The organism is Nonomuraea sp. NPDC050540 (assembly GCF_044457485.1).
GTDB lineage: Bacteria > Actinomycetota > Actinomycetes > Streptosporangiales > Streptosporangiaceae > Nonomuraea.
Map to the genome: position 1 here is coordinate 501,112 of NZ_JBITHA010000005.1, position 24,552 is coordinate 525,663.

A 24,552-nucleotide genomic window follows, 5' to 3' on the forward strand; every position below is an offset into this window, starting at 1 on the left:
GTCTCGCCGTCGCCGGGTCACATGGCATTCGGGGAGGCGGCGGCCGAGGGGGCGGGGGTGGAGGACGCGGGAGGCGTACCGGCTGGGCGGGCTCCTCGCAGGGGAGCGCTGTTGCTCGGCGCGGTGCTCGTCGCCGGGCTGACCGGGGCGGTGGCCGGGTTCGCCGGCGCGGGGCTGGCGACGGGTCCTGCGCCGGTCACGCTGCCCCGCGCGGCCCCCGCCGCGCCCAACACGACGGGACTGTCCGGTACGGCGGCGCGGCTGCTGCCGAGCGTGGTCTCGATCGACGTCGGCCGGGGCGGCGGTTCCGGCTTCATCGTGGACGGGGCCGGCCACATCATCACCAACGCGCACGTCGTCGGCGAGGCGAGCACGGTGAGCGTGGTGCTGAACGACGGCCGCAGGTTCTCCGCCAGAGTCCTGGGTGCTGATCAGGACGAGGATCTGGCGGTGCTGGAGGTGGCGGGCGTCACTGGGCTCGCGCCCGCCACCTTGGGCCGTTCGGCCGACCTGGCGGTCGGTGACCAGGTGCTGGCGATCGGCTCGCCGCTGGGCCTGTCGGGCACGGTGACCTCGGGCATCGTCAGCGCCCTCGACCGCCGGGTACGGCTGGGCGGCACCTCCCGCAGCGCGGTGCAGACCGACGCCTCCATCAATCCCGGCAACTCCGGCGGCCCGCTGGTCAACGCCCGCGGCGAGGTCGTCGGGGTGAACACGGCGATCGCGTCGAGCCGGGGCGGCGGCAACATCGGCATCGGCTTCGCGATCCCTATCGATCGCGCAGCTCCCATAGCCGAACAAATCATCAGAGACTAGGAAATATGCGCTTGTTGGTCGTCGAAGACGAAGAGGACCTGGTCGACGCGCTGCGCGTCGGCCTGGCCCGCGCCGGATATGCCGTGGACGTGGCTCTGGACGCGCCCGTCGCGCACGAGAAGCTCCAGGTCAACACGTACGACCTGGTGCTGCTCGACCTGAACCTGCCCGGCGGCGACGGCTTCCAGGTCTGCAGGGAGATCCGGGCGGCGGGCAAGAGCGTGCGGGTCATCATGGTGACCGCCCGCGACCGGCTCGACGACCGGGTCCGCGGGCTCGACGAAGGCGCCGACGACTACCTCGTCAAACCCTTCGCCTTCCCCGAACTGCTGGCCAGAGTGCGCGCGCTCCTGCGCAGAGACACCGGCGGCACCTCCGTCCTGGAAGTCGGGCAGCTGCGGATCGACACGGCCAGGATGGAGGTGTCGCTGGGCGGCCGCGCGCTCGCGCTCACCCCCAAGGAGTACGGCGTGCTCCACTACCTCATGACCAGGCCGGGGCACGTCGTCTCCTCGGAGGAACTGCTGGAGCACGTCTGGGACGAGCACGCCGACCCGTTCACCAACACCGTCCGGGTGACGGTCGGCAACCTGCGGCGCAAGCTCCAGGAGGACGGCCTCATCGAGACCGTCATCAGCAGGGGCTACCGGCTGAAGGAGCCGGCATGATCCACACGATCCGGTTCCGGCTGACGGTGTTGTACTCGGGGTTGCTGTTCGTGCTGGCCGCGCTGGTGCTGGGCGGCATCTACTGGGGCATCTCCACGACCACGGACCAGCGCCCCTACACCACCGAGTACGCCAAGGCCTACCGGGGCGGCGAGTACGTGGGCAAGGAGGAGGTCGTGTTCGTCGAGGAGGTCGAGAACGCGATCAACGTCAGGACCCTGGCCACGCTGCGCGACTACTCACTGGTGACGCTCGGCGCGCTGTTCCTGGCCGGCCTCGGCATCGGCTGGGTGCTGTCCGGCCGCGTACTGCGCCCGGTGCGGGCCATCACGCGCACGACCGAGGAGATCCAGGCCACCGACCTGACCCGGCGCATCCGGCTGAACGGCCCGCGCGACGAACTGCGCGACCTGGCCGACACCGTGGACACCATGCTGGACCGGCTGGAGTCCGCCTTCAGCGCCCAGCGCAGGCTCATCGACGACGCCTCGCACGAGCTGCGCAGCCCGCTCACGATCATCCGGGCCAACGTGGACGCCGTCCTCGCCACCCCCGACGCCAGCGACGAGGAGCGCACCCGCGCGGTCGCCGTCGTCGACCGCGCCACGACCCGCATGACCCGCCTGGTCGAGGACCTGCTGGCCAGCGCCAGACGCCAGGGCGCCGCCTTCGCCGACGCCGACCTCGACCTGGGCCGCGTGGTGCAGGAGGCCAGCGAGGAGTACGCCGCGCTGGCCGACGCCCGCGGCCTCACACTGACCCGCCGGCTGGAACAGGACCTCGCGATGAGCGGCGACCACGACGCGCTGCGCCGCGCCGTGGCCAACCTCCTGTCGAACGCGGTACGGCTCTCGCCTCCCGACGGCCGGGTCCGGGTGGCGGCGGGCCGGGAGGACGGCTGGCTCTGGACCGCGGTCGCCGACGACGGCCCCGGCCTGGCGGAGGAGGACCAGCCGAGGGTCTTCGACCGGTTCTGGCGGGGCGAGAGCAGCCGCCGCGACCGGCACACGGGCCTGGGCCTGGCCATCGTCCGGCAGATCGTGGAGTCGCATGGGGGCAGGGTCGCGGTCTTCTCCCGGCTCGGCGCTGGAGCGACGTTCGTGCTGTGGTTCCCGCCGCTGGGCGGCGCGGGCACCGTGGTCCCCGCCGGGAACCCGTTCACCTAGCCGAGCACGTGGCCGGTGAGCTTGACGCCCTCCTCGACCGACAGGGCGACGCAGTAGGCGGTCCGTTGCTTGGGCCAGGTCTCCTGGGTCGGGCTGAAGGCGGTCCAGGTCACCGTGTCCTGGAACTCTTTTTTGATCTTTACCTTCTCCTCACAGCCCTCCGTCGCCCGGGTGATCACCTCTTCCTCTCCCGGCCACGGTTCGTCGGGCAGCACCCAGACCCCCGCCAGTTCGTAGGCGTGAGGGTTCTCGCACGGGACCGGAGTGGCAGAGCCATCCTGGGCAATCTCGTCGAAACAGTCACCGGTCCGCAATTCGGCAGCATGGGCACGTTGTGGACTGGCCGACGGTGGTGTGGTGGAGGCGGAGCAGGCGGTGGCCGCCAGCAGCGCCGCCGCGGCTAACAGGGATCGCACGCAGGGCAGCGTGTCATTCGGAGATCACATCGCGATATCGCCTTTTGCACAGCCATAACGTGAGCGCGTACGCCACGCCGGGCAGGACGATGACGGCGGCGCGTAAGCCGTACAGGAGGGCCGGATAGAGCTCGGCGGGGACGGCGAGCAGGGGCGGGCCGGCGGTGAGGTCGGTGGTGAACCAGGTCGCCGACCAGATGACGGTGAAGAAGACGACGACCGCGACACCCAGCGCGGTCCGTACGGGCGCGGCGGCGGGGCGTTGCACGACCTGGTGGTAGGCGCGGTCACCGGTGAAGCGGCGCTCGATGAACGGCCAGAACAGCAGGGCCGTGAAGAAGCCGCCGAGGACGAGCATCGGGATCCAGAGCCCGGCGGCGAAGGTGAAGCCCGCGATCGTGAACTCCCACGGCGGCAGCAGGCGCAGCATGCCTTCGAGCACGCCGTAGTACCAGAACGGCTGCGCCGACGGCGGCGCGGCGCCGGCCCGGTAGGCCTGCGCGGCGGTCCAGACGGGGTTGACGATGACGAGCGTGGCCAGCGCGGTGATGACCGTGAACGTGCCCAGCGAGGTGATGCCCTGCTTGAGGGAGAAGGCGGGGAAGAACGGCACCCCGGTGACCCGGCGGCCCTCGCCGTGGTGCTCGGTGTGCTTCTGCCGCCAGGTCAGCACCAGCGCGTGCAGCGGCACCAGCGCCAGCAGGAGGCCGGGGACCAGCAGGACGTGGGCGACGAACGCGCGCGGGATCACCTGGCCGGGGAAGGGGCCGTCGAAGACGAAGGACGACAGGTACGTGCCGACCAGCGGGATCGACAGCAGCAGGCCCTGGGTCTCGCGCAGCCCGGACATCCCGAGCTGGTTGGCCGGCAGCGTCACCCCGAGGAACGCCTCGAACAGCGCCAGCCCGAACAGCAGCGCCCCCAGCACCCACGTCAGCTCACGCGGCTTCCTGAACGCCCCGGTGAAGAAGACGCGGAACATGTGGGCCACGATCGCCAGCACGAAGATCGTCGCCGACCAGTGGTGCATCTGCCGGATGAGCAGCCCGCCGCGCACGTCCACGCTGAGCTCGCGCACCGACTCGAACGCCGCGCCCGCCTCCGGCTTGTAGAAGAACGTGAGGAACGTGCCGGTCAGCACGAGCAGGACGAAGGAGTAGAGCGCGAACTCGCCCAGCAGGAACGACCAGTGGGTGGGGAAGAGTTTGCGCAGGTTGGGTGCCAGCCAGCGGCCGGTGCCGAGCCGGTCGTCGAGGTAGCGGGCGCTGCCGGCCGCGGCCCGCGCCGATCCGGCGGTCAGGCGCGCGCGGCGCGTCGGCTTGGTGGTGGGGGTGACCATCGGCGCCTCCCGGTCAGGGGGTCGTCCCTCATTCTCCTCCTACCCCACGGCTTTCTCAAGAATTGGTTTAAACCAATTGGTATAAACCAATTTCCAGGAGACTAGAGTTTTAATTGGATTAGACCTCATGACGGCCATTGAGCTGGGGAAACAGTGACTTAACCGACGTGTGCAGTTTCATCATCTTTTTCGCCGGTACAGTCCAAGGCAGAGGCGTTGATTGGAGCTGTGGTGGCCAAGTTCGTTTACGATTTCACCGAGGGCAACAGGGATCTCAAGGACCTGCTCGGCGGCAAGGGAGCCAACCTCGCCGAGATGACCAACCTCGGGCTGCCGGTTCCCCCCGGGTTCACGATCACCAGCGAGGCGTGCCGCCACTACCTGGCGGAAGGCTCCGTCCCCGAGGGGCTGGAGCGGGAGATCGCCGACCACCTGAGCGCGCTTGAGAGCGCCATGGGCAAGAAGCTCGGCCAGGCCGACGACCCGCTGCTCGTCAGCGTGCGCTCGGGCGCCAAGTTCTCCATGCCCGGCATGATGGAGACCGTCCTCAACATCGGGCTCAACGACGAATCCGTCCACGGTCTGACCAAGCAGGCGGGCGGCAACGACCGCTTCGCCTGGGACTCCTACCGCAGGCTCATCCAGATGTTCGGCAAGACCGTCCAGGACATCGACGGCGAACTGTTCGAGCACGCGCTGGAAGAGCTCAAGAACGGCCGCCAGGACACCGACCTCACCGCGCAGGAGCTCCAGGGGCTCGTCGAGACCTACAAGGGCATCGTGCGCGAGCAGACCGGCAAGGACTTCCCCGCCGACCCCCGGGAGCAGATGCGCCTGGCCGTCATGGCCGTCTTCGACTCGTGGAACGCGCCCCGCGCCGTCCTCTACCGCCGCCAGGAACGTATCCCCGCCGACCTCGGCACCGCGGTGAACATCGTCGCCATGGTCTTCGGCAACCTCGGCGACGACTCCGGCACCGGCGTCGCCTTCACCCGCGACCCCGGCTCCGGCCGCCAGGGCATCTACGGCGACTACCTCCAGAACGCCCAGGGCGAGGACGTCGTCGCCGGCATCCGCAACACCGTCCCCCTGCAGGATCTGGAGCACATCGACAAGCGCTCCTACGACGAGCTCCTGTCGATCATGGAGACCCTGGAGACGCACTACCGCGACCTGTGCGACATCGAGTTCACGATCGAGCGCGGCAAGCTGTGGATGCTGCAGACCCGGGTCGGCAAGCGCACGGCGGCCGCCGCCTTCCGCATCGCCGTCCAGCTCGTCGACCAGGGCCTCATCACGCTCGACGAGGCCGTCACCCGGGTGAGCGGCGACCAGCTCGCGCAGCTGATGTTCCCCCGCTTCGCCAAGGACGGCGGGCGCCAGAAGATCACCAAGGGCATGAACGCCTCGCCCGGCGCCGCCGTCGGCAAGGCCGTCTTCACCTCCGAGCGCGCGGTCGAACTGGCAGGGCAGGGCGAGGACGTCATCCTCGTCCGCCGCGAGACCAACCCCGACGACCTGTCCGGGATGATCGCCGCCCGCGGCGTGCTCACCTCGCGCGGCGGCAAGACCTCCCACGCCGCCGTGGTCGCCCGTGGCATGGGCAAGACGTGTGTCTGCGGCGCGGAGGAATTGGAGGTCTCCGCCTCGCAGAAGCGCTTCACCGCCCCGGGCGGCGTCGAGGTGCGCGAGGGCGAGGTCATCTCGATCGACGGCAGCACCGGGGAGGTGTTCCTCGGTGAGGTGCCGGTCGTCGACTCGGTGGTGGTGGAGTACTTCGAGGGCGCACAACCGCAGGACGAGCTGGTGAAGGCGGTGGACCGGATCATGGCGCACGCCGATTCGGTACGCCGGCTCGGGGTGCGGGCCAACGCCGACAACGCCGAGGACTCGGCCAGGGCGCGCCGCTTCGGCGCCCAGGGGATCGGGCTGTGCCGTACCGAGCACATGTTTCTGGGCGAGCGCCGTCAGCTCGTCGAGGACCTCGTGCTGGCCACCTCCAAGGAGGAGCGGCAGGCGGCGCTGGACGCGCTGGAGCCACACCAGAAATCCGACTTCATCGGCATTTTTCGGGCTATGGAGGGTCTTCCTGTCACCATTCGCCTCATCGACCCGCCCCTGCACGAGTTCCTGCCCGACCTCGTCGCCCTCTCGGTCAAGGCCGCCACGGGCGAGGCCACGGACAAGGACCGCGCGCTGCTGGCAGCCGTCAAGAGACTGCACGAGCAGAACCCCATGCTGGGCCTTCGAGGGGTACGGCTCGGCCTGGTCATCCCCGGCCTGTTCGCCATGCAGGTCCGGGCCATCGCCGAAGCCGCCCGCGAGGTGCCCGGTGCCCGCCCGGAGATCATGATCCCGCTCGTGGCCGCCGTCCAGGAGCTGGAGGCGGTCCGCGAGGAGGCGGTCAAGATCCTCCAGGCGACCGGCGTGGACGCCCTCGTCGGCACCATGATCGAGACCCCGCGCGCCGCGCTCACCGCCGGGCAGGTCGCCGAGGCCGCCGAGTTCTTCTCCTTCGGAACCAACGACCTCACTCAGATGACCTGGGGCTTCTCCCGCGACGACGTCGAAGCCGCCTTCTTCTCCCGCTACCTGGAGCTCGGCATCTTCGGCGTCTCCCCGTTCGAGACCCTCGACCGCGACGGCGTCGGCCGCCTGGTCCGCATCGCCGTCGAGGAGGGCAGGGCCACCCGGCCCGGCCTCAAGCTCGGCATCTGCGGCGAACACGGCGGCGACCCCGACTCGGTCCACTTCTGCCACGAGGCCGGGCTCGACTACGTCTCCTGCTCGCCCTTCCGCATCCCGGTCGCCCGCCTGGAGGCCGGCCGGGCCGTACTGACGCACAACGACTCCGACACCCGCTGACGGCACGGGCGCCAGGCCGGGCGGCCTGGCGCTTCATCCACGCGTAGGGAGGTGGTCACCGGGGCAGTACTCCCAGCACAGGAGGGGTTGGGTGGACAGGAGTAGACTCACCGTTCTTATGTCCCGCTATGACCAGCATGACCAGGAGCGCTGGGTGCCGGAGCCACCCGGCAACCCCGAGCGCAGCCCGTTCGGGCGGGACCGGGCCCGCGTGCTCCACAGCGCCGCCCTGCGCCGCCTCGCGGCCAAGACCCAGGTCGTCGGCCCCGGAGAGACGCTGGGCGTCGGCCAGCACATCCCGCGTACGCGGCTGACGCATTCGCTGGAGTGCGCCCAGGTCGGACGGGAGATGGGCGCCACCCTGGGCGTCGACCCCGACCTCGTGGAGACCGCCTGCCTGGCGCACGACCTCGGGCATCCGCCGTTCGGGCACAACGGCGAGGTCGCGCTCAACGCCCTCGCCCCCTCGTGCGGCGGCTTCGAGGGCAACGCCCAGAGCCTGCGCCTGCTCACCCGCCTGGAGGCCAAGGTCCTCACGGAGTCGGGCGAGAGCGCCGGGCTCAACCTGACCAGAGCCGCGCTCGACGCCTCCATCAAGTACCCCTGGACCTGCGACAAGTCCCCCAAGTTCGGCGTCTACCAGGACGACCTGCCGGTCTTCGCGTGGATCCGCGACGGCGCCCCCGAGGGCCGCGTCAGCTTCGAGGCGCAGATCATGGACTGGGCCGACGACGTCGCCTACTCCGTCCACGACCTCGAAGACGCGCTGCACGCCGGATACGTCACCCCGGAAGCCCTCCAGTCGGCCGAGGAGCGCCGCCAGGTCTGCGAGGTCACCCGCCTCTGGTACGCCCGCGACGCCGACCCCGGCCGGCTCGAAGAGGTCTTCGCCAAGTTCATCGCCGACCCGCTCTGGCCGCGGACGTTCGCCGCCACCCTGGCCGACCTGGCCGGCCTCAAAGCCCTCACCAGCGGTCTCATCGGACGATTCTGCCGTTCCGCGCAGAGCGCCACCATCGGCGCGTACGGCCCGCGCCACCGCGCCGACCTCGTCGTGCCCGAAGACACCCGGCTCGAATGCGCGCTGCTCAAAGGCGTCACCGCCCACTACGTGATGACCCGCGACGACCACCACGCCAATCAGGCCCGGCAGCGCGAGCTCATCGCCGAGCTGGCCTCCCTCATCACGCTCGGCGCGCCCCGTACGCTCGAACCCGCCTTCCGCCCCGCCTACCTCAAGGCCGAGGACGACGCCGCGCGCGTGCGTGTCGTCATCGACCAGATCGCCTCTCTCACCGACACTTCAGCCGTCGCCTGGCACCGGCGACTTTCCTGACGACCTGCGGGGGCGGATACTGCCCCCATGGCCACATTTGTGATCGTCGGTGCCGGGCTTGCTGGGGCCAAGGCGGCGCAGACGCTGCGCGAAGAGGGCTTCGACGGCGAGATCGTCCTCATCGGCGCGGAAACGGAACGGCCCTACGAACGCCCGCCCCTGTCCAAGGGCTTTCTGCAGGGCAAGAGCGAAAGAGAAAAGATCTTCGTCCACGCCGCCGGCTGGTACGCGGAGCACGATATCGACCTGCGCCTCGGCCTCCGGGCCACCCGGCTGGACCTCGGAAGCCGCACCGTCAGGCTGTCCGACGGGTCGCGGCAGCCGTACCAGAAACTGCTCATCGCGACCGGATCCAGCCCCCGGCGGCTGCCGGGGCCCGCACGCTACCTGCGCACCGTGCAGGACAGCGAGGCGCTCAAAGAGCGCTTCGCCCGCGGCGGACGGGTGCTCGTCGTCGGCGCCGGCTGGATCGGCCTGGAGACCACGGCCGCGGCCCGCGCCGCCGGCTGCCAGGTGACGATCGTCGAGCCCGAGCCCACGCCGCTGCACCGCGTGCTCGGGCCGGAACTCGGCGAGGTCTTCGCGAGCGTGCACCGCCGCAACGGCGTCGACCTGCGCCTCGGCACGCCCGTCGCGGAGATCACGCAGACGGGGGTACGGCTCAGCAGCGGCGAACGACTCGAAGCCGACCTCGTCCTCGTCGGCATCGGAGCCACGCCCGACACCGGCCTGGCCGTGGACGCCGGGCTCGACGTCGCCGACGGCATCCTGACCGACGCCGCGCTGCGCACCTCCGACCCCGACGTGTACGCCGCCGGTGACGTGGCGGAGTCCTTCAACCCGCTGTACGGCCGCAGGCTGCGCGTCGAGCACTGGGCCAACGCCCTGAACGGCGGCCCGGCGGCGGCGCGCTCCATGCTCGGGCAGGACGTGGTGTACGACCGCGTGCCGTACTTCTTCAGCGACCAGTTCGAGATCGGGATGGAGTTCTCCGGCGACATCCAGGGCTACGACGAGGTCGTCTTCCGCGGTGACGTCGGCGAGCTGGAGTTCATCGCCTACTGGCTGCGCGACGGCCGGGTCGTCGCCGGGATGAACGTCAACGTGTGGGACGTCGTCGGCGACATCCAGGACCTCATCAGGTCAGGGGTCAAGGTCGACTCGCAGGAGTTGTCGTCGGGTCACCGATGACGACCGGCGGCTCCTCGTCCTTCGGCTTCTTCGTGTCGTTGGTCGACTGCGGCGCCTTCTTCGACTTGCACTGCACCTGGCAGGGCGGTGTCTCGCCCAGCTTCTTACGCAGGCCGAAGGCGGCGTCGCGGGGGGAGTAGGTCTTGTTGCCCTCGGCCCACGCGTCCAGGTACGTCCAGGGTTCGACCATGCCGCGGCGTACCCACCAGTAGGCGGGGCCGGTCTTCCAGGAGATGGCGAAGTACAGGTTCGCGCCGGTGTCGCGGGCGTTGCCCGACTTGCCGACCTGGCCGAGGACCTGGCCCGCCTTGACCTTGGTGCCGGGGGCGAGGCCCTCGGTGACGCTGTCGAGGTGGCCGCCCAGGTAGCGGACGCCGTCGTCGCCGATGAGCGTGACGAACCTGCCTTCGCGGTCGGCGCCCTTGTCGGTGGAGGGGCGCCAGCGGTTCTTGGTGTTGACCTCGTCGATCGTCCCGCCGATGGGGGCGACGAAAGAGCACCCCTGGGCGGCCCAGATCGTGGTCTTGGGAAGGACGAGCAGCTGCCGCTGGTACGTGGTCCGGCAGCCCTTCACGGGGAAGACGTATTCGTACTTGGACATCTTGGGCGGCGGCACCTTGACGGGCTCATCGCCTTGGGGCCGGGCCTGCGGCTCCTTGGGCGGAATGGTGCCGGTGACCTGTGGGGTGGCGGAAGGGGTGACGGTGGCGGGCGCGCTGGCGCTGACCCCGGCGACACCGGCACCCTGCGCACAACCCGCGCTGACCAGCAATGCCCCCGCAGCGGCGGCGCAACGCCCCAAAAGCCCCGATCGCATGATCTCCACCCGTGTCACCGTATCCAACGACAACCGTTCCCTTTGTAGCCGACCGGGAGCTCCCGCATCACCTGTTTGCCCGAAAGGGCTTGGGGCTGCGCCTATCTCTGGGGCCACGCTTCGCGCGGATCCGGATGGTATCTCCCAGGATGCACCCGGACCCCACTTTACGGGCGAGCCGCCCACTCCGCTCGCCCGTCCTCGCCTCTTGCGGACCACCTGCCGCCAGGATGGACGGCACGCGTGGAGTGGCACGTGCATCTCCATGCCTTGATCAATGAAGCCCGTTGCGCATGCGGCGGCGATTGTGTCGGTGGGTCGCAATAGACTCTGCCGCGTGGCTGGCCGGATCCGTGATGTCGACATCGCACTCGTTCGTGAGCGCTCCCCCATCGCCGAGGTGATCGGCGAGCACATCCAGTTGCGCAACGCCGGCGGAGGCAATCTCAAGGGCCTCTGCCCCTTCCATGACGAGAAGAGCCCGTCCTTCAACGTCACCCCCGAGCGCGGCATGTACTACTGCTTCGGCTGCTCAGAAGGTGGCGATGTGATCACCTTCGTGGAGAAGACCGAGCACCTGCCGTTCAGCGAGGCGGTGGAGCGGCTGGCCGCGCGAGCCGGGATCACGCTCCAGTACGAGCAGGGCGGCTACGTGCCCAAGCGCGATCACGGGGAGCGGGCCCGGCTGATCGAGGCGCACAAGGCGGCGGCGGAGTTCTACCGCGACAGGCTGCTGTCGCCGGACGCGGCGCCGGGCCGGAAGTTCCTGTCGGAGCGGGGGTTCGAGCGGGCCGACGCCGAGCTCTTCGGCGTGGGGTACGCGCCCAACGAATGGGAGGCGCTGACCCGGCACCTGATGGGGCGGGGCTTCACGGCGGAGGAGATCGTCAAGGGCGGGCTGGCCAAGGAAGGGCGGCGGGGGCCCATCGACCGCTTCCGCGGGCGGTTGATCTGGCCCATTCGCGATGCCACGGGCGATGTCATCGGGTTCGGGGCGCGCAAGCTGATCGAGGCCGACGACGGCCCCAAGTACCTCAACACCCCTGATTCACCGCTCTACAAGAAGTCCCAGGTGCTCTACGGCATCGACCTGTCCAAGAAGGAGATCTCCAAGCGTTCGCAGGCCGTCATCGTCGAGGGCTACACCGACGTGATGGCCTGCCACCTCGCCGGTGTGCCCACGGCCGTGGCCACCTGCGGGACGGCGTTCGGCGAAGAGCACATCAAGGTGCTGCGGCGCTTCCTGCTCGACCAGTCGGCCGCCACCGGTGAGGTGATCTTCACCTTCGACGGTGACGCTGCGGGGCAGAAGGCGGCGCTGCGGGCGTTCGCGGACGAGCAGAAGTTCGTGACCCAGACCTATGTCGCCATCCAGCCCGACGGCCTCGACCCCTGCGATCTGCGGATCAAGCAGGGCGACGCGGCGGTACGCGACCTGATCGCCAGCAGGGAACCGCTCTTCCAGTTCGCGATCCGCTCCACCATCGCCCGCTACGACCTGCGCAGCAACGAGGGCAAGATCGCGGCGCTGGACGCGGCGGCGCCGATCGTGGCCGGGATCAAGGACGTCGGCCTGCGCAAGCGCTACGCGATCGACCTCGACCGGTGGCTCGGTTTCATGGACGAGCGCTTCGTCATGCAGCGCATCGCCGAGGTCGGCGGCGCGCAGCAGGGGCGTCCGCAGCGGGCGCGGCGGGAGGCGCCGATCGACCCGAACGTGCGGGTCGAGGGCGAGCTGCTCAAGCTGGCCATCCAGCGTCCGGCGCTGCTCGGGCCGCGCTTCGACGCGCTCGACCCGGCGGCGTTCACCGGGGCCGACCACGTGCTGCTCCACGGCGTGATCGTCGCGGCGGGCGGTGTGGCGGCGGCCGGGTTCGGCGGGCGCGAGTGGGTCGACCGCCTGCTGGAGCACGCGCCCGACGAGGCCGCGCGCGGGCTGGTGACGCGCTTCGCCGTCGAGGTCATCCGGGCCGAGGCGCACGTCGAGGAGAGGTACGGCGCGGCGATGCTGGCCGCCATCGAGGCGGTCGCGGTCGACCGGGCCATCGCCCAGGTCAAGGCGCGGATCCAGCGGCTCAACCCGGTGGAGGAGCAGCAGGAGTACAACCGGATGTTCGGCGAACTGGTCGCCCTCGAACAACAGCGCCGCGTCCTGCGCGACCGCGCCGCCGGCAGCTGACCCGGCGGGTGAACGTCAGGATCGCGCCGTCAGCCTGACCGTCCGTCCGACCGGCTGACGCCGCGAGCCAGGCGCGCCACGGTCTCCCCGAGGTACGCGCGGAACTCGGGCGGCCTCACCACCTCGAAGTCGGCGGCCAGCGCGGTCAGGATGAGCACCGGCCAGTCGAACTCGTCCACGTGCAGCACGAGACGGCAGCTCGCGTCGTCGACGGGTTCCACGACGCCTCCGGTCGCCGCGACCACGCGCCGGGCGTGCTCCAGGGAGGTCTGGACGATCACCACGATCTCCCAGGCGGTGGACTGCGAGGTGAAGCGGTCCCGCACGAACGCGGCCGGATCGCCGCCCGGCACCTCCCGAGGTCGGAACGGCACGCCGGTGGTGGCCGGGGCCCGCATCCGGTCCACCCGGAAGGTCCGCCAGTCGTGCCGGTCGAGGTCCCAGGCCAGCAGGTACCACTTGTGCCGCACGGACACCAGCCGATGCGGCTCCACATGCCGTCTGTCCTCCGCGGCGGGTTCCGGACGGGACGCCGGATCAGGGGCGCGGTAGGTGAAGTGGAGGCGTTCGGTGTCGCGGCAGGACTGGGCGAGGGCGGTGAGGGTGGCGGGGTCGGTCCGAGGGCCCGTCGAGGTGAAGGGGCGGACGGTGTAGCGGGCGAGAGCGTCGACCCGGTGCCGCAGCCTGGGCGGCATGACCTGGACGATTTTGGCGAGGGCCTGGACGGACGTCTCCTCCGCGCCCACGACCGCGCCGTCGGCGGCCGCCTGAAGGCCGACCGCGATGGCCACCGCCTCGTCGTCGTCCAGGAGGAGGGGCGGCATGGCCGTACCGGATCGGAGCTGGTAGCCGCCGTCGACGCCGCGGGCGGCGTCGACCGGGTAGCCGAGCTCGCGCAGGCGGTCGATGTCGCGGCGCAGCGTGCGCTCGCTGACGCCGAGGCGGGCGGCGAGGTCGGTGCCGGGCCAGTGGCGGTGTGTCTGCAGGAGGGACAGCAGGCGCAGCATCCGGCCGCTTGTATTCGCCATGACCGGCAGCATATTGCGGACGGAAAGTGGCCGGAATGGGTTCTAGCGTGGGTGGCATGACGGTTCTGGTGACGGGCGCCACGGGATTCGTGGGCCGCAACGTGGTGAAGCAGCTCGTGGACGCGGGCGCGGAGGTAAGGGCGACGACGCGCAGGCCCGAGGCGGCGGACGGGCTGCCGGACGGGGTCGAGGTGGCCGGGGCCGACCTGGAGCGCCCGCGGACGCTGGAAGCGGCGCTGGAGGGGGTACGGGCGCTGTACCTGTTCCCGGTCGAGGAGACCGCCGAGGAGGTGGTGGCGCTGGCCAAGGAGGCGGGCGTGCGGCGGATCGTCGATCTGTCGGGCGCCTCGGTGAGCGTGGGTCTGCATCACAACCCGGTCGAGACGGTCGTGGAGAAGTCGGGCCTGGAGTGGACCCACGTGCGGCCCGGCGGCTTCATGGCGAACATGCTGCAGCTCTGGGCGCCGTCGGTGCGGGCAGAGCGGGTGGTGCGCTATCCGTTCGCCGACGAGCCGATGAACCTCGTCCACGAGGCCGACATCGCCGCCGTCGCCGTACGGGCGCTGCTGGAGGACGGGCATCACGGCCGCGCGTACACGATCACCGGGCCGGCCTCGTGGACGGTGCGCGAGCAGGTCGCCGCCATCGGGGCGGCGCTCGGCGAGCCGGTGCGCTACGAGGAGGTCTCGCGCGAGCGGGCCAGGGAACTGCTCAAGGCGCAGGGCGGGTTCGCCGCCGCGTCCGCCGATCTCATGCTCGGCTTCGTCGACTACGACGGCGGCGCGGCCTCCGGCGAGGACGGCTACTCCGAGCAGGACTGGTCGGCGCTGGAGCGTCCGTGGCCCGATCTGGAGCAGGTGCTGGGCCGTCCGGGACGCACGTACGCCGATTGGGCCCGCGACCACATCGGCGATTTCCGGTGAATTCAGTGGATTGATTCCCGACGTCTCAGGCAGGGAAAGGTGGCGCCCGGCACCCGGGCGCACCTAACCGGAGCGCGCAATTGACTTTACTTTCCTGATCAAACTCGGGCTAAACCTTAAACCGATCTCAATTTGGTAAGACTCCCCGCCTTACCTTCTGTGACAAAAATGGGTCTGCCATTTTATGGAACCAATACTGCAGACTGTGTCCCGTGGGTGCATCGGTACTGCCAGCAGGAGCGCCATCGGTCGACCAGGTGGCGGACCTCGTCGCGAAGGGAAGGGAGCGCGGCAGCGTAACCGTCGATGACGTCGCCGCCGCGCTCGACCGATCCGAGCTGCCGTCCGACGCGCTGGAACGCGTCGTGCGCATGCTCGCCGAGAACGGCGTGGAGGTCCTTGAGCCTCAGGGCGACGAGGAGACCACCCGCGCCGACGAGGAAGACGTAGGCAAACGCGCGCCGACCAGCGATCTTGTCCGCATCTACCTGCGCGAGATCGGCCGCGTGCCGCTGCTGACCGCTGAGGAGGAGGTGGAACTCGCCAAGTCGATCGAAGCCGGCCTGTTCGCCGAGGACAAGCTGGGCAACGGGGTCTCCCGTCTGGCCTTCCCCGAGCTACGCGAGCTCGTCTGGCAGGGAACCCGGGCCAAACAACGCCTCATCGAGGCCAACCTGCGACTCGTGGTGTCGATAGCCAAACGCTATGTGGGCCGCGGAATGCTCTTCCTGGACCTGATCCAGGAAGGCAATCTCGGCCTGATCCGCGCGGTCGAGAAGTTCGACTACACCAAGGGCTACAAGTTCTCCACGTACGCCACCTGGTGGATCCGGCAGGCGATCACTCGGGCGATTGCCGACCAGGCGCGCACCATTCGCATTCCGGTGCACATGGTGGAGACGATCAACAAACTCGTCCGGGTGCAGCGTCAGCTCCACCAGGACCTCGGGCGCGAGCCCATCCCCGAAGAGATCGCCAAGGAAATGGACCTGCCGGTCGATCGCGTGGTGGAGATCCAGCGCATCGCCCAGGAGCCGGTCTCGCTGCAGTCGCCGATCGGTGAGGAAGACTCCGACCTGGGCGACTTCATCGAGGACGCCGACGCGGTGGTCCCCATGGAAGCCGCCGCCTTCATCATGCTCCAGGACCAGCTCGACGACATCCTGGCGACCTTGTCGGATCGCGAGCAGCGCATCATCCAGCTGCGCTTCGGCCTCGCCGACGGTCATCCGCGCACGCTGGAGGAGGTCGGACGCGAGTTCGGCGTCACCCGCGAGCGCATCCGGCAGATCGAGTCCAAGACCCTGGCCAAGCTGCGCCACCCCACCCGCGCGCAGATGCTCAGGGACTACCTGGACTGAGTTCACCGACGCACGCGGGCCCGGACACCCCCGGGCCCGCGCGTCCGTGATTACGAGCAGCCCTCGAACTGGGGCACGGCGATCGTCGAGAAGTCCAGGTCGGTCGTGCCGAACCACTTCTTGAACAGCGACTTGGCCGTGCCGTCCTGGTACATGTCGGTGATCGCGCGGTTGACCGCCTCGCAGCCCTCCACATCGCCCACTCGCAGGCCCACGCCGGTCCGCTGCTCGTTGAAGCGCGCGTTGAGCAGCCGCAGGCCGGAGCCGTCCTTCGCGGCCAGGCCGGCGAGGATGATGTCGTTGGTGGTGATGGCGTCCACCTGCCCGGCCTTCAGGCGTTGCAGGCAGGTGCCGTAGTCGGGCACCGGGACGAGCAGGGCCGCCACCTTCCGTTCCTCGACCACCCGCTGACCGGCGTTGGCGCCCTGCACCTCGCAGATCCGCCGCCCCGCCAGGTCCCGGACCTTCTTGATCCGCGCCTCGTCGGGCCGCACCAGGATGTCCTGGTACGACAGGTGGTAAGGACCGGCGAACAACACCCGCGACTTGCGTTCCTGGGTGATGGAGAACGTGGCCAGCACCAGGTCGGCCCGGTCGTCGGCGAGCACCTTCTCCCGGTCGGCGGCCAGCACCGGCACGAACTGCGGCCGCGCCCCGAGCTTGTTGGCGAGGTAGCGGGCCACGTCCACGTCCAGGCCCTCGAACCCGCCGGAAGCCGTGCGCACGCCGATCCCCGGCAGGTCGGTACGGACCCCGATCCTGATCGTCTCCTTGCCCATCACGCTCTCGACCCCGCCGGTCCCGCAGGACACCGCCACGAGCGCCAGTACGGCCAGCGCCGCGATCCGCCTCATCGGTACTCCCTCAGCCGGGGCCACACGCCGGCGGCGATCAGGACGGCGGCCGCGCCGAGCGCCCACGGCGCCAGCCGCCACAGCCCGTCCAGCGCCCCGTCACCGGCGGCGACGGTCTTCGTGAACGTCGCCTCGTAGCGCTCGCCGACCGTCACCAGTTCCTTGTCGAACGCCGTGAAGCTCTGCGCCAGCTCGTCGAGCTTGGCCGAGACGGCCTGCGGGGTCTGTCCCGAGGTCGCCAGCGCGCGCATCCGGCCGTCGGCCTCCTGGAAGCGCCGGTAGGCGGCGAAGTTGCCGGAGACGTTGGCGCGGACCGGGGCCAGCAGGCCCAGGCTGACCTGCCCGTTCTTGGCCAAGGTGGCGTGGTAGGCCTCCACGTTGCCGCCGTCGGCGTAGACGAGCGACTGAGACTTGTCGAGGAAGGCGTGCTCGTAGGTGTCGGCTCTGTCCGGGTCGAGCAGGTAACGTGCCTGGTCGGCGTGGAGACTGTTGCCGATGGCGCGGGCGCGGGCGGTGGTCAGCACCGCGTCGAAGCCGTCGCGCTTGGCCGCCGCGATCGACTGCAGCGCCTGGCCCAGCACCCCCACCCCGACCAGCCCCGCGACGACGGTCAGCGCCGTCGCGAGGAGCAGCGCGGGCGCCAGCCGCCTGCGGAAGGCACGGGCCAGATAGAGCTGCAGGGCCACGATGAGCCCGCCGACCGCGATCAGCGCGGCGATCAGCCCGAGCATGAGCAGCCGGACGGCCGCGCTCTCCTCGTCGTGGGTGCGGCGCACGATCGTGCCGCTCTCCAGCGTCAGGTTGTACGCCTTCGGCAGCAGTTCCAGCCGCATCAGGTCGGTGGCCTGCCGGTAGACGCGCAACACCCGCTCCGGGGGCACGCCCGCGGCGTGGCCCGACTGGGTGTTCAGCAGCAGGGCCTCGCCGGCCAGGCGCTCGTAGCGGCCCAGGCCGTCCAGGACGGACTGGATGGTGAGCCGCTCCGCCGGGTCTCCGTCGGCCAGCTCGAACGCGTCCAGCAGCGCCTGGTTGGCCTCCGTGCGGCGGCGCTCGTACTGGGCGAGGGCGGCGGTGCGGCGCTCGCCGTACTGGCTGCCCATGAGCAGCACGTCGGCGACCTGCGCGTCCATGTCGCTCAGCCCGAGATAGAGGCCGGCCGTGGCGACGACCTGCGGTCCGGAGTCGTGGCCGATCACCCGCAGGCCCTCGCGGGCGCTGCCGCTGCCGAAGGCGAGCAGCGCCGACAGCAGCGCCAGCGCGATCAGCACCGCGCCGGTGAGGGTGCGGACGCGGCCGGGCACACTGTGGCGCGAGACGGCGTGCTGCGTGATCACCGGCGCGGGGACCGCGCTCTGGGTCTGCGCGGGCGTTGGCGTGGTGGCGGGCTGGACGATCGTCATGGCATGTTCTCGCGGATGGTGATGACGGTCCACGCGCCCACGTGGATGCGGTCGCCCGGCTTCACCGGCACCGGCACGTTGACCTTGAGCGCCTTGCCGTTGACGCGGGTGCCGTTGGCGGAACCGGGGTCGACGAGGTCCCAGCCGCCGTCGTCCCTGAGCAGGAGGACGGCGTGCAGGTGGGAGACGCCCGGGTCCTGCGGCGGGCCGCTGAGGTCGATCTCGGGGTCGTTGCCGCCGGAGGATCTGTGCCGGCCGATCCGCACGTGCCGGCCGGCCATCGCGAACGAACGCTCGGGGCAGTACGGCGGGAAGGCCATGGCGGCCGCGTCGGGACCGCCTTCGGCGATGATCTCGTTGAAGTAGGCCCGGTCGGCGCCGGCGATCGCCTCCCAGCGCGTCGGCGTCGGTGGGCGCGGGAGCGGGCCGGGGCCGGGGCCGGGGCCGGGGCCGCGGTGGTCCTGCGCGTCGGCGGGTGCGTTGAAGTCGTGGCCGCAGACCTCGCAGAACTGCCCGGCCCGCGGAGCCTGGCACACCGGGCACGGCTCGCCGCCGGCCGGGGCCGCCGCCACCCGGGTGGGAGACTGGACGGCCGGAGAGGCCGCGCCGGACCCGCCGGGCATCTGGGTGCCGCAGACGTCGCAGTAGTCGTCGGCGCCCGATGGGTGCCCGCTCGGGCAGGTGGCCATCAGCCCTCCTCCTTCCTCAGCTTGCTGGTGCGCACCGAGCCCGTGTCGAGCTCGATCATGTCGGCCTTGTCCACCTGGCGGCGCAGCCGCGCGGTGCCGGAGGAGTCGACCTCGACCACCTTGTCCAGCAGCCTCGCGGTGTCGCCGTGGCCGGACTCGACCGCGATCTTCCTGGCCCTGGCCAGGCGGGCGGTGGCGGTGTCCAGGTCGCCGGCGTCGCGGGCGCTGAGTCCCTCCTGGATCAGCACGGCCATCTCGGCCTGGCCGCTGTAGTGGGCGACCTTCGGGTTGAGCCGGGTGGACAGGGCCAGGTCGTCGGTCCACTGGGCCAGCACGTTGCCGCTGGCGAAGACCTCCTGCGTGTCCGGCAGCACGAGCTTCACCCAGCCGGCCCTGATCTCGTTGCCGATCTGGCCGGGCTGGTCGAGCTCCACGCACAGGTGGTAGACGCGCTCCTCGGCGCCCCAGGAGCCGGTCGGGTAGTCGCCGGTCAGCGGGTTCACGTCCGTGCGCTTGCCGGTGAGCTCCACGAGCGTGGGGTTGACCTGCTTGACGAACTTGATCCGCGAGTTCTGCGGCGCCCACAGGCGCAGGGCCAGCTCGGCCACGGTCTTGCCCATCGACTGCTGGGTCAGGTCGCGGAAGAACGCGGCCAGGTCGCCCTGGTTCCTGACGAAGGCGGAGGTGCCGAGCAGCGCCTCGGCCACCTTGCGCAGCTCGGCCGGGACCCAGTCCTCGCCGATGCCGAGGCTGTCGCAGACGAACCTGCCCTCGCACGCCTGCAGCGCGCGGGCGAAGACGTCGGCGCTCTGGTTGTTCTGCCCGTCGGTCATCAGGATCGCGTGCTTGATGGCGTTCGGGTGGTAACGGAACAGGTTCTCGGCCAGCTGGAGCCACCGGCCGATCTCGGTGCCGCCACCGGCGCCCAGCCGCCTGATCGCGCCCAGCGCCTCCTTGCGCGAGGCACCGTGCGCCGGAACCAGCCTGCCGCTCTGCGGATAGATCACCGCGGCCTCGTGGTTGCCGGCGATCACCGCGAAGTGCACGCCGTCGCGCAGCGCCTGCACCGCCGCGGAAGCGGCCTCCCTCGCATCCCTGATCTTGCTCCCGCTCATGGAACCGGACACGTCGATGATGATGATCTCCGCGGCCTCGGCGGGCCCCGTGTCCGTGGTGACGGTCCCGGAGGACTCAATGGTCAGAACGGCGTGCACCTCCCGGCCGTCGGTCGGCAGGAACTTGTTCTGGTCGATATTCAGCTTGAAGTCAGCCATCAGTGCCTCCTAGGGGGTTCACGGGGATCAGAACGACGGTCACGTTGTCCCGCCCGCCCGCGTCGAGCGCGTGCTTGAGCAGGTCGCGGGCGAGCGCCTGAGGCTCGCCCGCGTCGGGCACACCGTCGCCGAGGTAACCGGACAGGCCGTCCGTGCACACGCACAGAAGGCCCGGCTCGCTGGGCGCGAAGGTCCGCACATGCGGTTCGACCGGGCCGGCGTCGGCGCCGAGCCAGGCGGTGATCTCGCCGGTGGGCGCGGCGTCGTCCACGGTCAGCTGAGTCCAGCCGGGCAGCCAGTACGCGCGGCTGTCGCCCGCCCAGGCCAGCGTGATCCGCCCGCCGCCCACCAGGGCCGAGACATAGGTGCAGGCCGGCGGGTCGGCCGGGTCGTCGGCCAGATCGGCGACGGCGCGGAACGCCAGCTTGAACGCCTCCTCCGACGAGGCGCCGCCGGCCAGCGCGGCCGAGGCGGTCCGGACGGCCGTCGCCGACGCCTCGTCCGCCCTGGGCGAGGAGGCGACGCCGTCGCAGACCACCGCCACGGTCGTGCCGCCCGCCTCCAGCAGCGCCATCGCGTCCTCGTTGCGGGTACGGCGCAGCCCCTTGTCGGTGACCCCCGCGGCGCCCGTCTCCAGGGCCGCCTCCTCGTGGTCGCGGCCGGTGGGCTGGCGCAGGCCGCAGCGTTCGCAGTAGCCCTCGGGGTCCACGGTGGGGGTGCCGCACGCCGTACACGTGGGGGCGTTGAGCGGGTGGCCGCAGGCCTCGCAGAAGGAGTCCGACGGCAGCACCGAGGCCGCGCAGAGGGGACAGGTCATACCCACGTCCTCACCCGGACGGCGTTGGCCCGGTCGACCAGGGCGTGGCGTTCGCGGCGCGAGGTCGCGGCGTGGGCCAGGCGGCGGTAGATGCTCTCCAGCTGGCCGCGCACGCTCTCCTCGGTGACCGGCTGCCCGGCGATCGTCAGGCCCGGCTGCGGGGGCGCCTTCGCGAGCCCGGCGAGCGCCGAGGTCAGGACCTCCGCCAGCATGCCGTCGCGGCGGCTCTGGTCGAGGTCGGTCAGCGCGTCGAGGCGGTCGGCCGCGCCGGCGGCCTCGTGCGCGTCACCCGCCCGGGTGCGGGCGCCGATGGCCACGCAGGCGAGCTGGGCGGCCACGCGGTGGCTGGAGCTGGCCGGCACCTGGTCGAGCACGCGTATCGCCGAGGCGGTGTCGCCCGCGGCCAGATGGCGTCTGGCCAGGCCGAAGGCGGCGCTGACGTAGGAGCGGTCGGTACGCCAGACGGTCTCGTACCAGCGGCCGGCGTCCTTGCCCGCGGCCTCCAGGGCCAGGGCGTAGGCCAGCTTGGGGGCGAGTTCACCGGGCAGCATGGTGAAGGTCTCGTCGAACAGCCCGGCGGCCGTGTCGGCGTGGCCGGTCGCCAGCGCGTGCACGCCCTGGTACCAGGTGAGGCGCCAGTCGCCGCCCAGGGTGCCGGCCGCGTCGGTGAGAGCCTGCCCGGCCTCCGGGCTGCCGGTCTCGGCCAGCAGCCTGATCCGGGTCAGGACGGTCTCCGGCGTCTGTGGCATCGCCTCCACCTGGGCGAGCAACTGGTGCGGGAAGCGGCCCGCGAGCCCCGCCAGCGCGCCGGCGGCGGGGTCGGCGGGGTCGGCCAGCGGCACCGGCATCGCCGCCGCGGCCTCCAGCGGATCCAGCTCGGCGAAGACCCGGGCCGGGTCGGGGGACAGGGCCGCGCCCGCCGCCAGGCGTTCCGGCCCGAACAGCCCGGACACCTGCGGGAACGGGACGCCTTCCGCCTCGGCGCTGATCTCCCGCAGCACGCCGACGAGCTGCTCCTCCATCTCGGCCGCGCTCTGGAAGCGGGCCGGCGGCTCGGGAGCGGTCGTCCGGCGCAGCAGCCGGGTGAAGGACTCGTGCCCGCAGTCGGCCGGCAGCGGGTTCTCCTTGCCGTCGCGCACCGGGCTGAAGCCGGGTATGGCCAGCACCGCCAGCGTCCTGGCCACGGTGTAGAGGTCGGAGACCACGGAGGAGGGCAGGGTTTCCAGCTCGGGCGCGTGGTAGCCGCGCGTCACCCACGAGGTGCCAGGTGGAGAGCCGAGCCGCTGGACCGCGCCCAGGTCGATGAGCTTGAGCCGCCTGCCGACGCGGATGGCGTTGGCGGGCTTGAGGTCGCAGTAGACCAGGCCCTGCTCGTGCAGGTAGCCGAAGGCGCGCAGGATCTCCCTGCCGTACTTGAGCGCGTCGCGCAGCGGGACCACGCCCTGGCGGCGCAACTGGTGCAGCGACTGGCCGCCGACGAACTCCATGACGATGTAGCTGAGGCCGTCGTGGTGCTGGAAGTTGATGATGTCGACGATGTTCGGGTGGTCGACAGAGGTGAGGAAGCGCCGCTCGGCCTCGGCCGCGGCCAGGGCCTCGGGGTCGTTGGTGTTGAGCAGGCCCTTGAGCACGACGGGCTTGCCGTCGAGGTTCTCGTCGGTGGCCAGGTAGATCCAGCCGAGACCGCCGTGGGCCATCGCGCCCCGCACCCGGTACTGGCCGCCGACCAGGTCGCCCTCCACCAGCTTGGGACTGAAGGAGAAGCGGGTGCGGCAGTTCGGGCAGAACCCGTCGGCACGGCCGGGCCGGCCGTCCCTGCCGCGGCCCACCGGCTCACTGCACGAGGTGCAGTAGCGCTTTTCCTCGGCGACCTGCGGGTCCTTGAGCACCACGTCGTCGGGGTTGACGGCGGGCACCGCCGGCAGGTCCTCCAGCGAGGCGGCCAGCCGGCCGCCGGTCGAGCGGCTCACCGGGCCGCTGACCGGCGTGCTCATGGGCGTGCTCAGCGGACCGGTGGCCGGGGAGGCGCTCTGCGCGGAGGGTGGTGTGGCGGCCGCGTGGCCGCAGTAGTCGCAGTAGCCGTCTTCGATGGTGCCCGGGCAGCCCGGCTGGGCACACGTGGTCATCGGCTGCCTCCATGAATGGCGTTCTGGTAAAGGTCGACGGCGGTGGACGCCTGCCTCAGGTCACAGGGGGCGGTCCAGAGGATCTGGTGCGCCCGCTCGTACAGGCGGGTGAACTCGGTGTTCTCCGCCAGGCCGACCCTGGCGGCCTTGGCCTGGGTGGCGGTGAGCCTGCCGCGCAGCTCGTCGCGGCGGCCGATGAGGCCGAACAGCGCCCGCGTGCTGGCCCGCGCCTTGTCGGCGGCCTCGGCGGCGGCCTTCTCCAGCGCGTCGAGGCGGGTCGATCGCGTGAGCCAGCCCTCGGTCGCGGCGTCGAGGCCGGAGAGGTGGGCGACGAGGTCCCGCAGGCGGTTCCCGGGCGCCGCGGACGGCGGCAGGACGATCTTGACGACGACCTGGCCGTGGGCCATCCTGGCCTCCGCCTCGGCCTGCCGTACCGTGTCGATGGCGGCCAGCAGCCGGTCGCGGCGGGTGGCGTAGTCGCGCTTGGCGCGCACGGCGCGCTCCAGGTCGGCGCGGCTCGCGTCGAGGAGCTTGGTGAGGCGGTCCAGCTCGGGGCCGGGCGGAGCGCAGCCGATGGGGTCCTCGACGACCTGCGCGCGCACGCGCGCGAGGTCGGACTCGACCGCGCTGAGGTCCAGGCGCTCGCCCACCTCGGCGGTCAGCGTCACGAGCGCCTGGGCGCTCGCCTCGGCCTGCTCGACGCGGGGCAGGGCGGGGTTCCAGACCGCGTCGACGTCCTGCAGGGTCTTGGCGATCTCGCCGAACGCCGCGTCCATCCTGGCCACCGTCTGGTCGAGGGTGAGCAGCTCGTCCGGTTCCGCCTCGCCCAGCGTGCGCTGCTCCACGGGCTTGGCCGCGGCCTTGAGCACGACGGACGGGCCGGTGAGTAACGCGGTGATCTCGGCCAGCTCCGCGGTACCCGGTTTACCGCGCCGTGCCCGTACCTCTTCCGCCTGCCGGAGCACGGCGCGGTAGAGGTCGTACAGCGCCCACATCGCGGCCACCGACGCCTGCGCGGCGGCCCACCTGCTCGCCGTGGCGCCCCGCAGGGTGGCGCCCTTGAGCAGCTGGTAGGTGTTGTGGGCATCCAGGTCGAGAAGGTCGCCCGAGATGCGGTCGCGCTCCTCCGCGCGTGCTCGGAGCTCATAGTCGGCGCCTTCTCGGCTCATGGGCAGACCCAGGCTCATCACACTCCCCGTTCAGGCCAGGTAGGGGGATCCCTGACTTGACCCTGATTCAACCCTGTGACGCCTGCATTTGGCTTGAATCCGCGCATACCGTCGATGA

General features: G+C 71.0%; 20 protein-coding genes. 9 read left to right on the top strand and 11 right to left on the bottom strand.

The window, feature by feature from the left end; translation table 11 throughout:
* The first annotated feature begins 21 nt into the window (after nucleotides 1-21).
* From ACIBI5_RS20280 to ACIBI5_RS20290, 3 genes are read left to right on the top strand one after another with little or no spacing between them, the layout of a single operon-like run.
* A complete protein-coding gene (locus ACIBI5_RS20280) occupies nucleotides 22-816 on the top strand; it encodes a S1C family serine protease (protein ID WP_397248819.1) in 795 nt (264 codons plus the stop codon).
* Between the two features lie 5 nt (nucleotides 817-821).
* A complete protein-coding gene (locus ACIBI5_RS20285; protein WP_397248821.1) occupies nucleotides 822-1,484 on the top strand; it encodes a response regulator transcription factor in 663 nt (220 codons plus the stop codon).
* Nucleotides 1,481-2,650: a sensor histidine kinase gene (locus ACIBI5_RS20290; RefSeq protein WP_397248823.1), complete on the top strand. Its 1,170-nt coding sequence runs from the start codon at nucleotides 1,481-1,483 to the stop codon at nucleotides 2,648-2,650. Before ACIBI5_RS20285 ends, ACIBI5_RS20290 begins: the two co-directional genes overlap by 4 nt.
* Here the strand turns inward: ACIBI5_RS20290 and ACIBI5_RS20295 are convergent.
* Nucleotides 2,647-3,066, bottom strand: coding sequence for a septum formation family protein (locus ACIBI5_RS20295; protein WP_397248825.1), 420 nt, complete (start codon nucleotides 3,064-3,066; stop codon nucleotides 2,647-2,649). The two genes, ACIBI5_RS20290 and ACIBI5_RS20295, sit on opposite strands and share 4 nt — an antisense overlap.
* A gap of 13 nt (nucleotides 3,067-3,079) precedes the next feature.
* Entirely contained in the window at nucleotides 3,080-4,405 is a 1,326-nt protein-coding gene (locus ACIBI5_RS20300) for a cytochrome bc complex cytochrome b subunit (protein ID WP_397248827.1), read from the bottom strand.
* Between the two features lie 231 nt (nucleotides 4,406-4,636).
* On the opposite strand from ACIBI5_RS20300, the gene ppdK reads away from it, so the two are divergent.
* The 3 genes from ppdK to ACIBI5_RS20315 all read left to right on the top strand — a co-directional run bounded on the left by ppdK (nucleotide 4,637) and on the right by ACIBI5_RS20315 (nucleotide 9,797).
* On the top strand, nucleotides 4,637-7,270 hold the full coding sequence (gene ppdK, locus ACIBI5_RS20305; protein ID WP_397248829.1) for a pyruvate, phosphate dikinase: 2,634 nt from the start codon (nucleotides 4,637-4,639) through the stop codon (nucleotides 7,268-7,270).
* Between the two features lie 118 nt (nucleotides 7,271-7,388).
* The gene (locus ACIBI5_RS20310) at nucleotides 7,389-8,606 is read left to right on the top strand and encodes a deoxyguanosinetriphosphate triphosphohydrolase (protein WP_397248831.1); all 1,218 of its coding nucleotides are present in this window, start codon (nucleotides 7,389-7,391) and stop codon (nucleotides 8,604-8,606) included.
* Nucleotides 8,607-8,633: 27 nt separating this feature from the next.
* Entirely contained in the window at nucleotides 8,634-9,797 is a 1,164-nt protein-coding gene (locus ACIBI5_RS20315) for an NAD(P)/FAD-dependent oxidoreductase (protein ID WP_397248833.1), read from the top strand.
* On the opposite strand, the gene ACIBI5_RS20320 is transcribed toward ACIBI5_RS20315, so the two are convergent.
* Nucleotides 9,757-10,614 (bottom strand): M23 family metallopeptidase, encoded by an 858-nt coding sequence (locus ACIBI5_RS20320; protein WP_397249149.1) that lies wholly within the window; start codon nucleotides 10,612-10,614, stop codon nucleotides 9,757-9,759. The genes ACIBI5_RS20315 and ACIBI5_RS20320 overlap by 41 nt on opposite strands.
* A gap of 337 nt (nucleotides 10,615-10,951) precedes the next feature.
* Here ACIBI5_RS20320 and dnaG point away from each other — a divergent pair, with 337 nt between their 5' ends.
* On the top strand, nucleotides 10,952-12,793 hold the full coding sequence (gene dnaG / locus ACIBI5_RS20325) for a DNA primase (RefSeq protein ID WP_397248835.1): 1,842 nt from the start codon (nucleotides 10,952-10,954) through the stop codon (nucleotides 12,791-12,793).
* Nucleotides 12,794-12,822: 29 nt separating this feature from the next.
* On the opposite strand, the gene ACIBI5_RS20330 is transcribed toward dnaG, so the two are convergent.
* Entirely contained in the window at nucleotides 12,823-13,821 is a 999-nt protein-coding gene (locus tag ACIBI5_RS20330; protein WP_397248837.1) for a helix-turn-helix transcriptional regulator, read from the bottom strand.
* A gap of 56 nt (nucleotides 13,822-13,877) precedes the next feature.
* Here ACIBI5_RS20330 and ACIBI5_RS20335 point away from each other — a divergent pair, with 56 nt between their 5' ends.
* Nucleotides 13,878-14,744, top strand: a complete 867-nt coding sequence (locus ACIBI5_RS20335) for an NAD(P)H-binding protein (RefSeq protein ID WP_397248839.1) — start codon at nucleotides 13,878-13,880, stop codon at nucleotides 14,742-14,744.
* A gap of 257 nt (nucleotides 14,745-15,001) precedes the next feature.
* The gene (rpoD, locus tag ACIBI5_RS20340) at nucleotides 15,002-16,105 is read left to right on the top strand and encodes an RNA polymerase sigma factor RpoD (protein ID WP_312896804.1); all 1,104 of its coding nucleotides are present in this window, start codon (nucleotides 15,002-15,004) and stop codon (nucleotides 16,103-16,105) included.
* Nucleotides 16,106-16,155: 50 nt separating this feature from the next.
* Here the strand turns inward: rpoD and ACIBI5_RS20345 are convergent, their stop codons facing one another.
* From ACIBI5_RS20345 to ACIBI5_RS20375, 7 genes are read right to left on the bottom strand one after another with little or no spacing between them, the layout of a single operon-like run.
* A complete protein-coding gene (locus ACIBI5_RS20345; protein WP_397248841.1) occupies nucleotides 16,156-16,959 on the bottom strand; it encodes a transporter substrate-binding domain-containing protein in 804 nt (267 codons plus the stop codon).
* A complete protein-coding gene (locus ACIBI5_RS20350) occupies nucleotides 16,956-18,359 on the bottom strand; it encodes a hypothetical protein (RefSeq protein ID WP_397248843.1) in 1,404 nt (467 codons plus the stop codon). The genes ACIBI5_RS20345 and ACIBI5_RS20350 overlap by 4 nt, the downstream gene beginning before the upstream one ends.
* Nucleotides 18,356-19,048, bottom strand: coding sequence for an FHA domain-containing protein (locus ACIBI5_RS20355; protein WP_397248845.1), 693 nt, complete (start codon nucleotides 19,046-19,048; stop codon nucleotides 18,356-18,358). The genes ACIBI5_RS20350 and ACIBI5_RS20355 overlap by 4 nt, the downstream gene beginning before the upstream one ends.
* Nucleotides 19,048-20,322, bottom strand: a complete 1,275-nt coding sequence (locus tag ACIBI5_RS20360; RefSeq protein ID WP_397248847.1) for a VWA domain-containing protein — start codon at nucleotides 20,320-20,322, stop codon at nucleotides 19,048-19,050. The genes ACIBI5_RS20355 and ACIBI5_RS20360 overlap by 1 nt, the downstream gene beginning before the upstream one ends.
* Entirely contained in the window at nucleotides 20,315-21,139 is an 825-nt protein-coding gene (locus ACIBI5_RS20365) for a PP2C family serine/threonine-protein phosphatase (protein ID WP_397248849.1), read from the bottom strand. Before ACIBI5_RS20365 ends, ACIBI5_RS20360 begins: the two co-directional genes overlap by 8 nt.
* Nucleotides 21,136-23,265, bottom strand: coding sequence for a tetratricopeptide repeat protein (locus ACIBI5_RS20370; protein ID WP_397248851.1), 2,130 nt, complete (start codon nucleotides 23,263-23,265; stop codon nucleotides 21,136-21,138). The genes ACIBI5_RS20365 and ACIBI5_RS20370 overlap by 4 nt, the downstream gene beginning before the upstream one ends.
* Nucleotides 23,262-24,434: a hypothetical protein gene (locus ACIBI5_RS20375; RefSeq protein ID WP_397248853.1), complete on the bottom strand. Its 1,173-nt coding sequence runs from the start codon at nucleotides 24,432-24,434 to the stop codon at nucleotides 23,262-23,264. The genes ACIBI5_RS20370 and ACIBI5_RS20375 overlap by 4 nt, the downstream gene beginning before the upstream one ends.
* Nucleotides 24,435-24,552 lie beyond the last annotated feature (118 nt).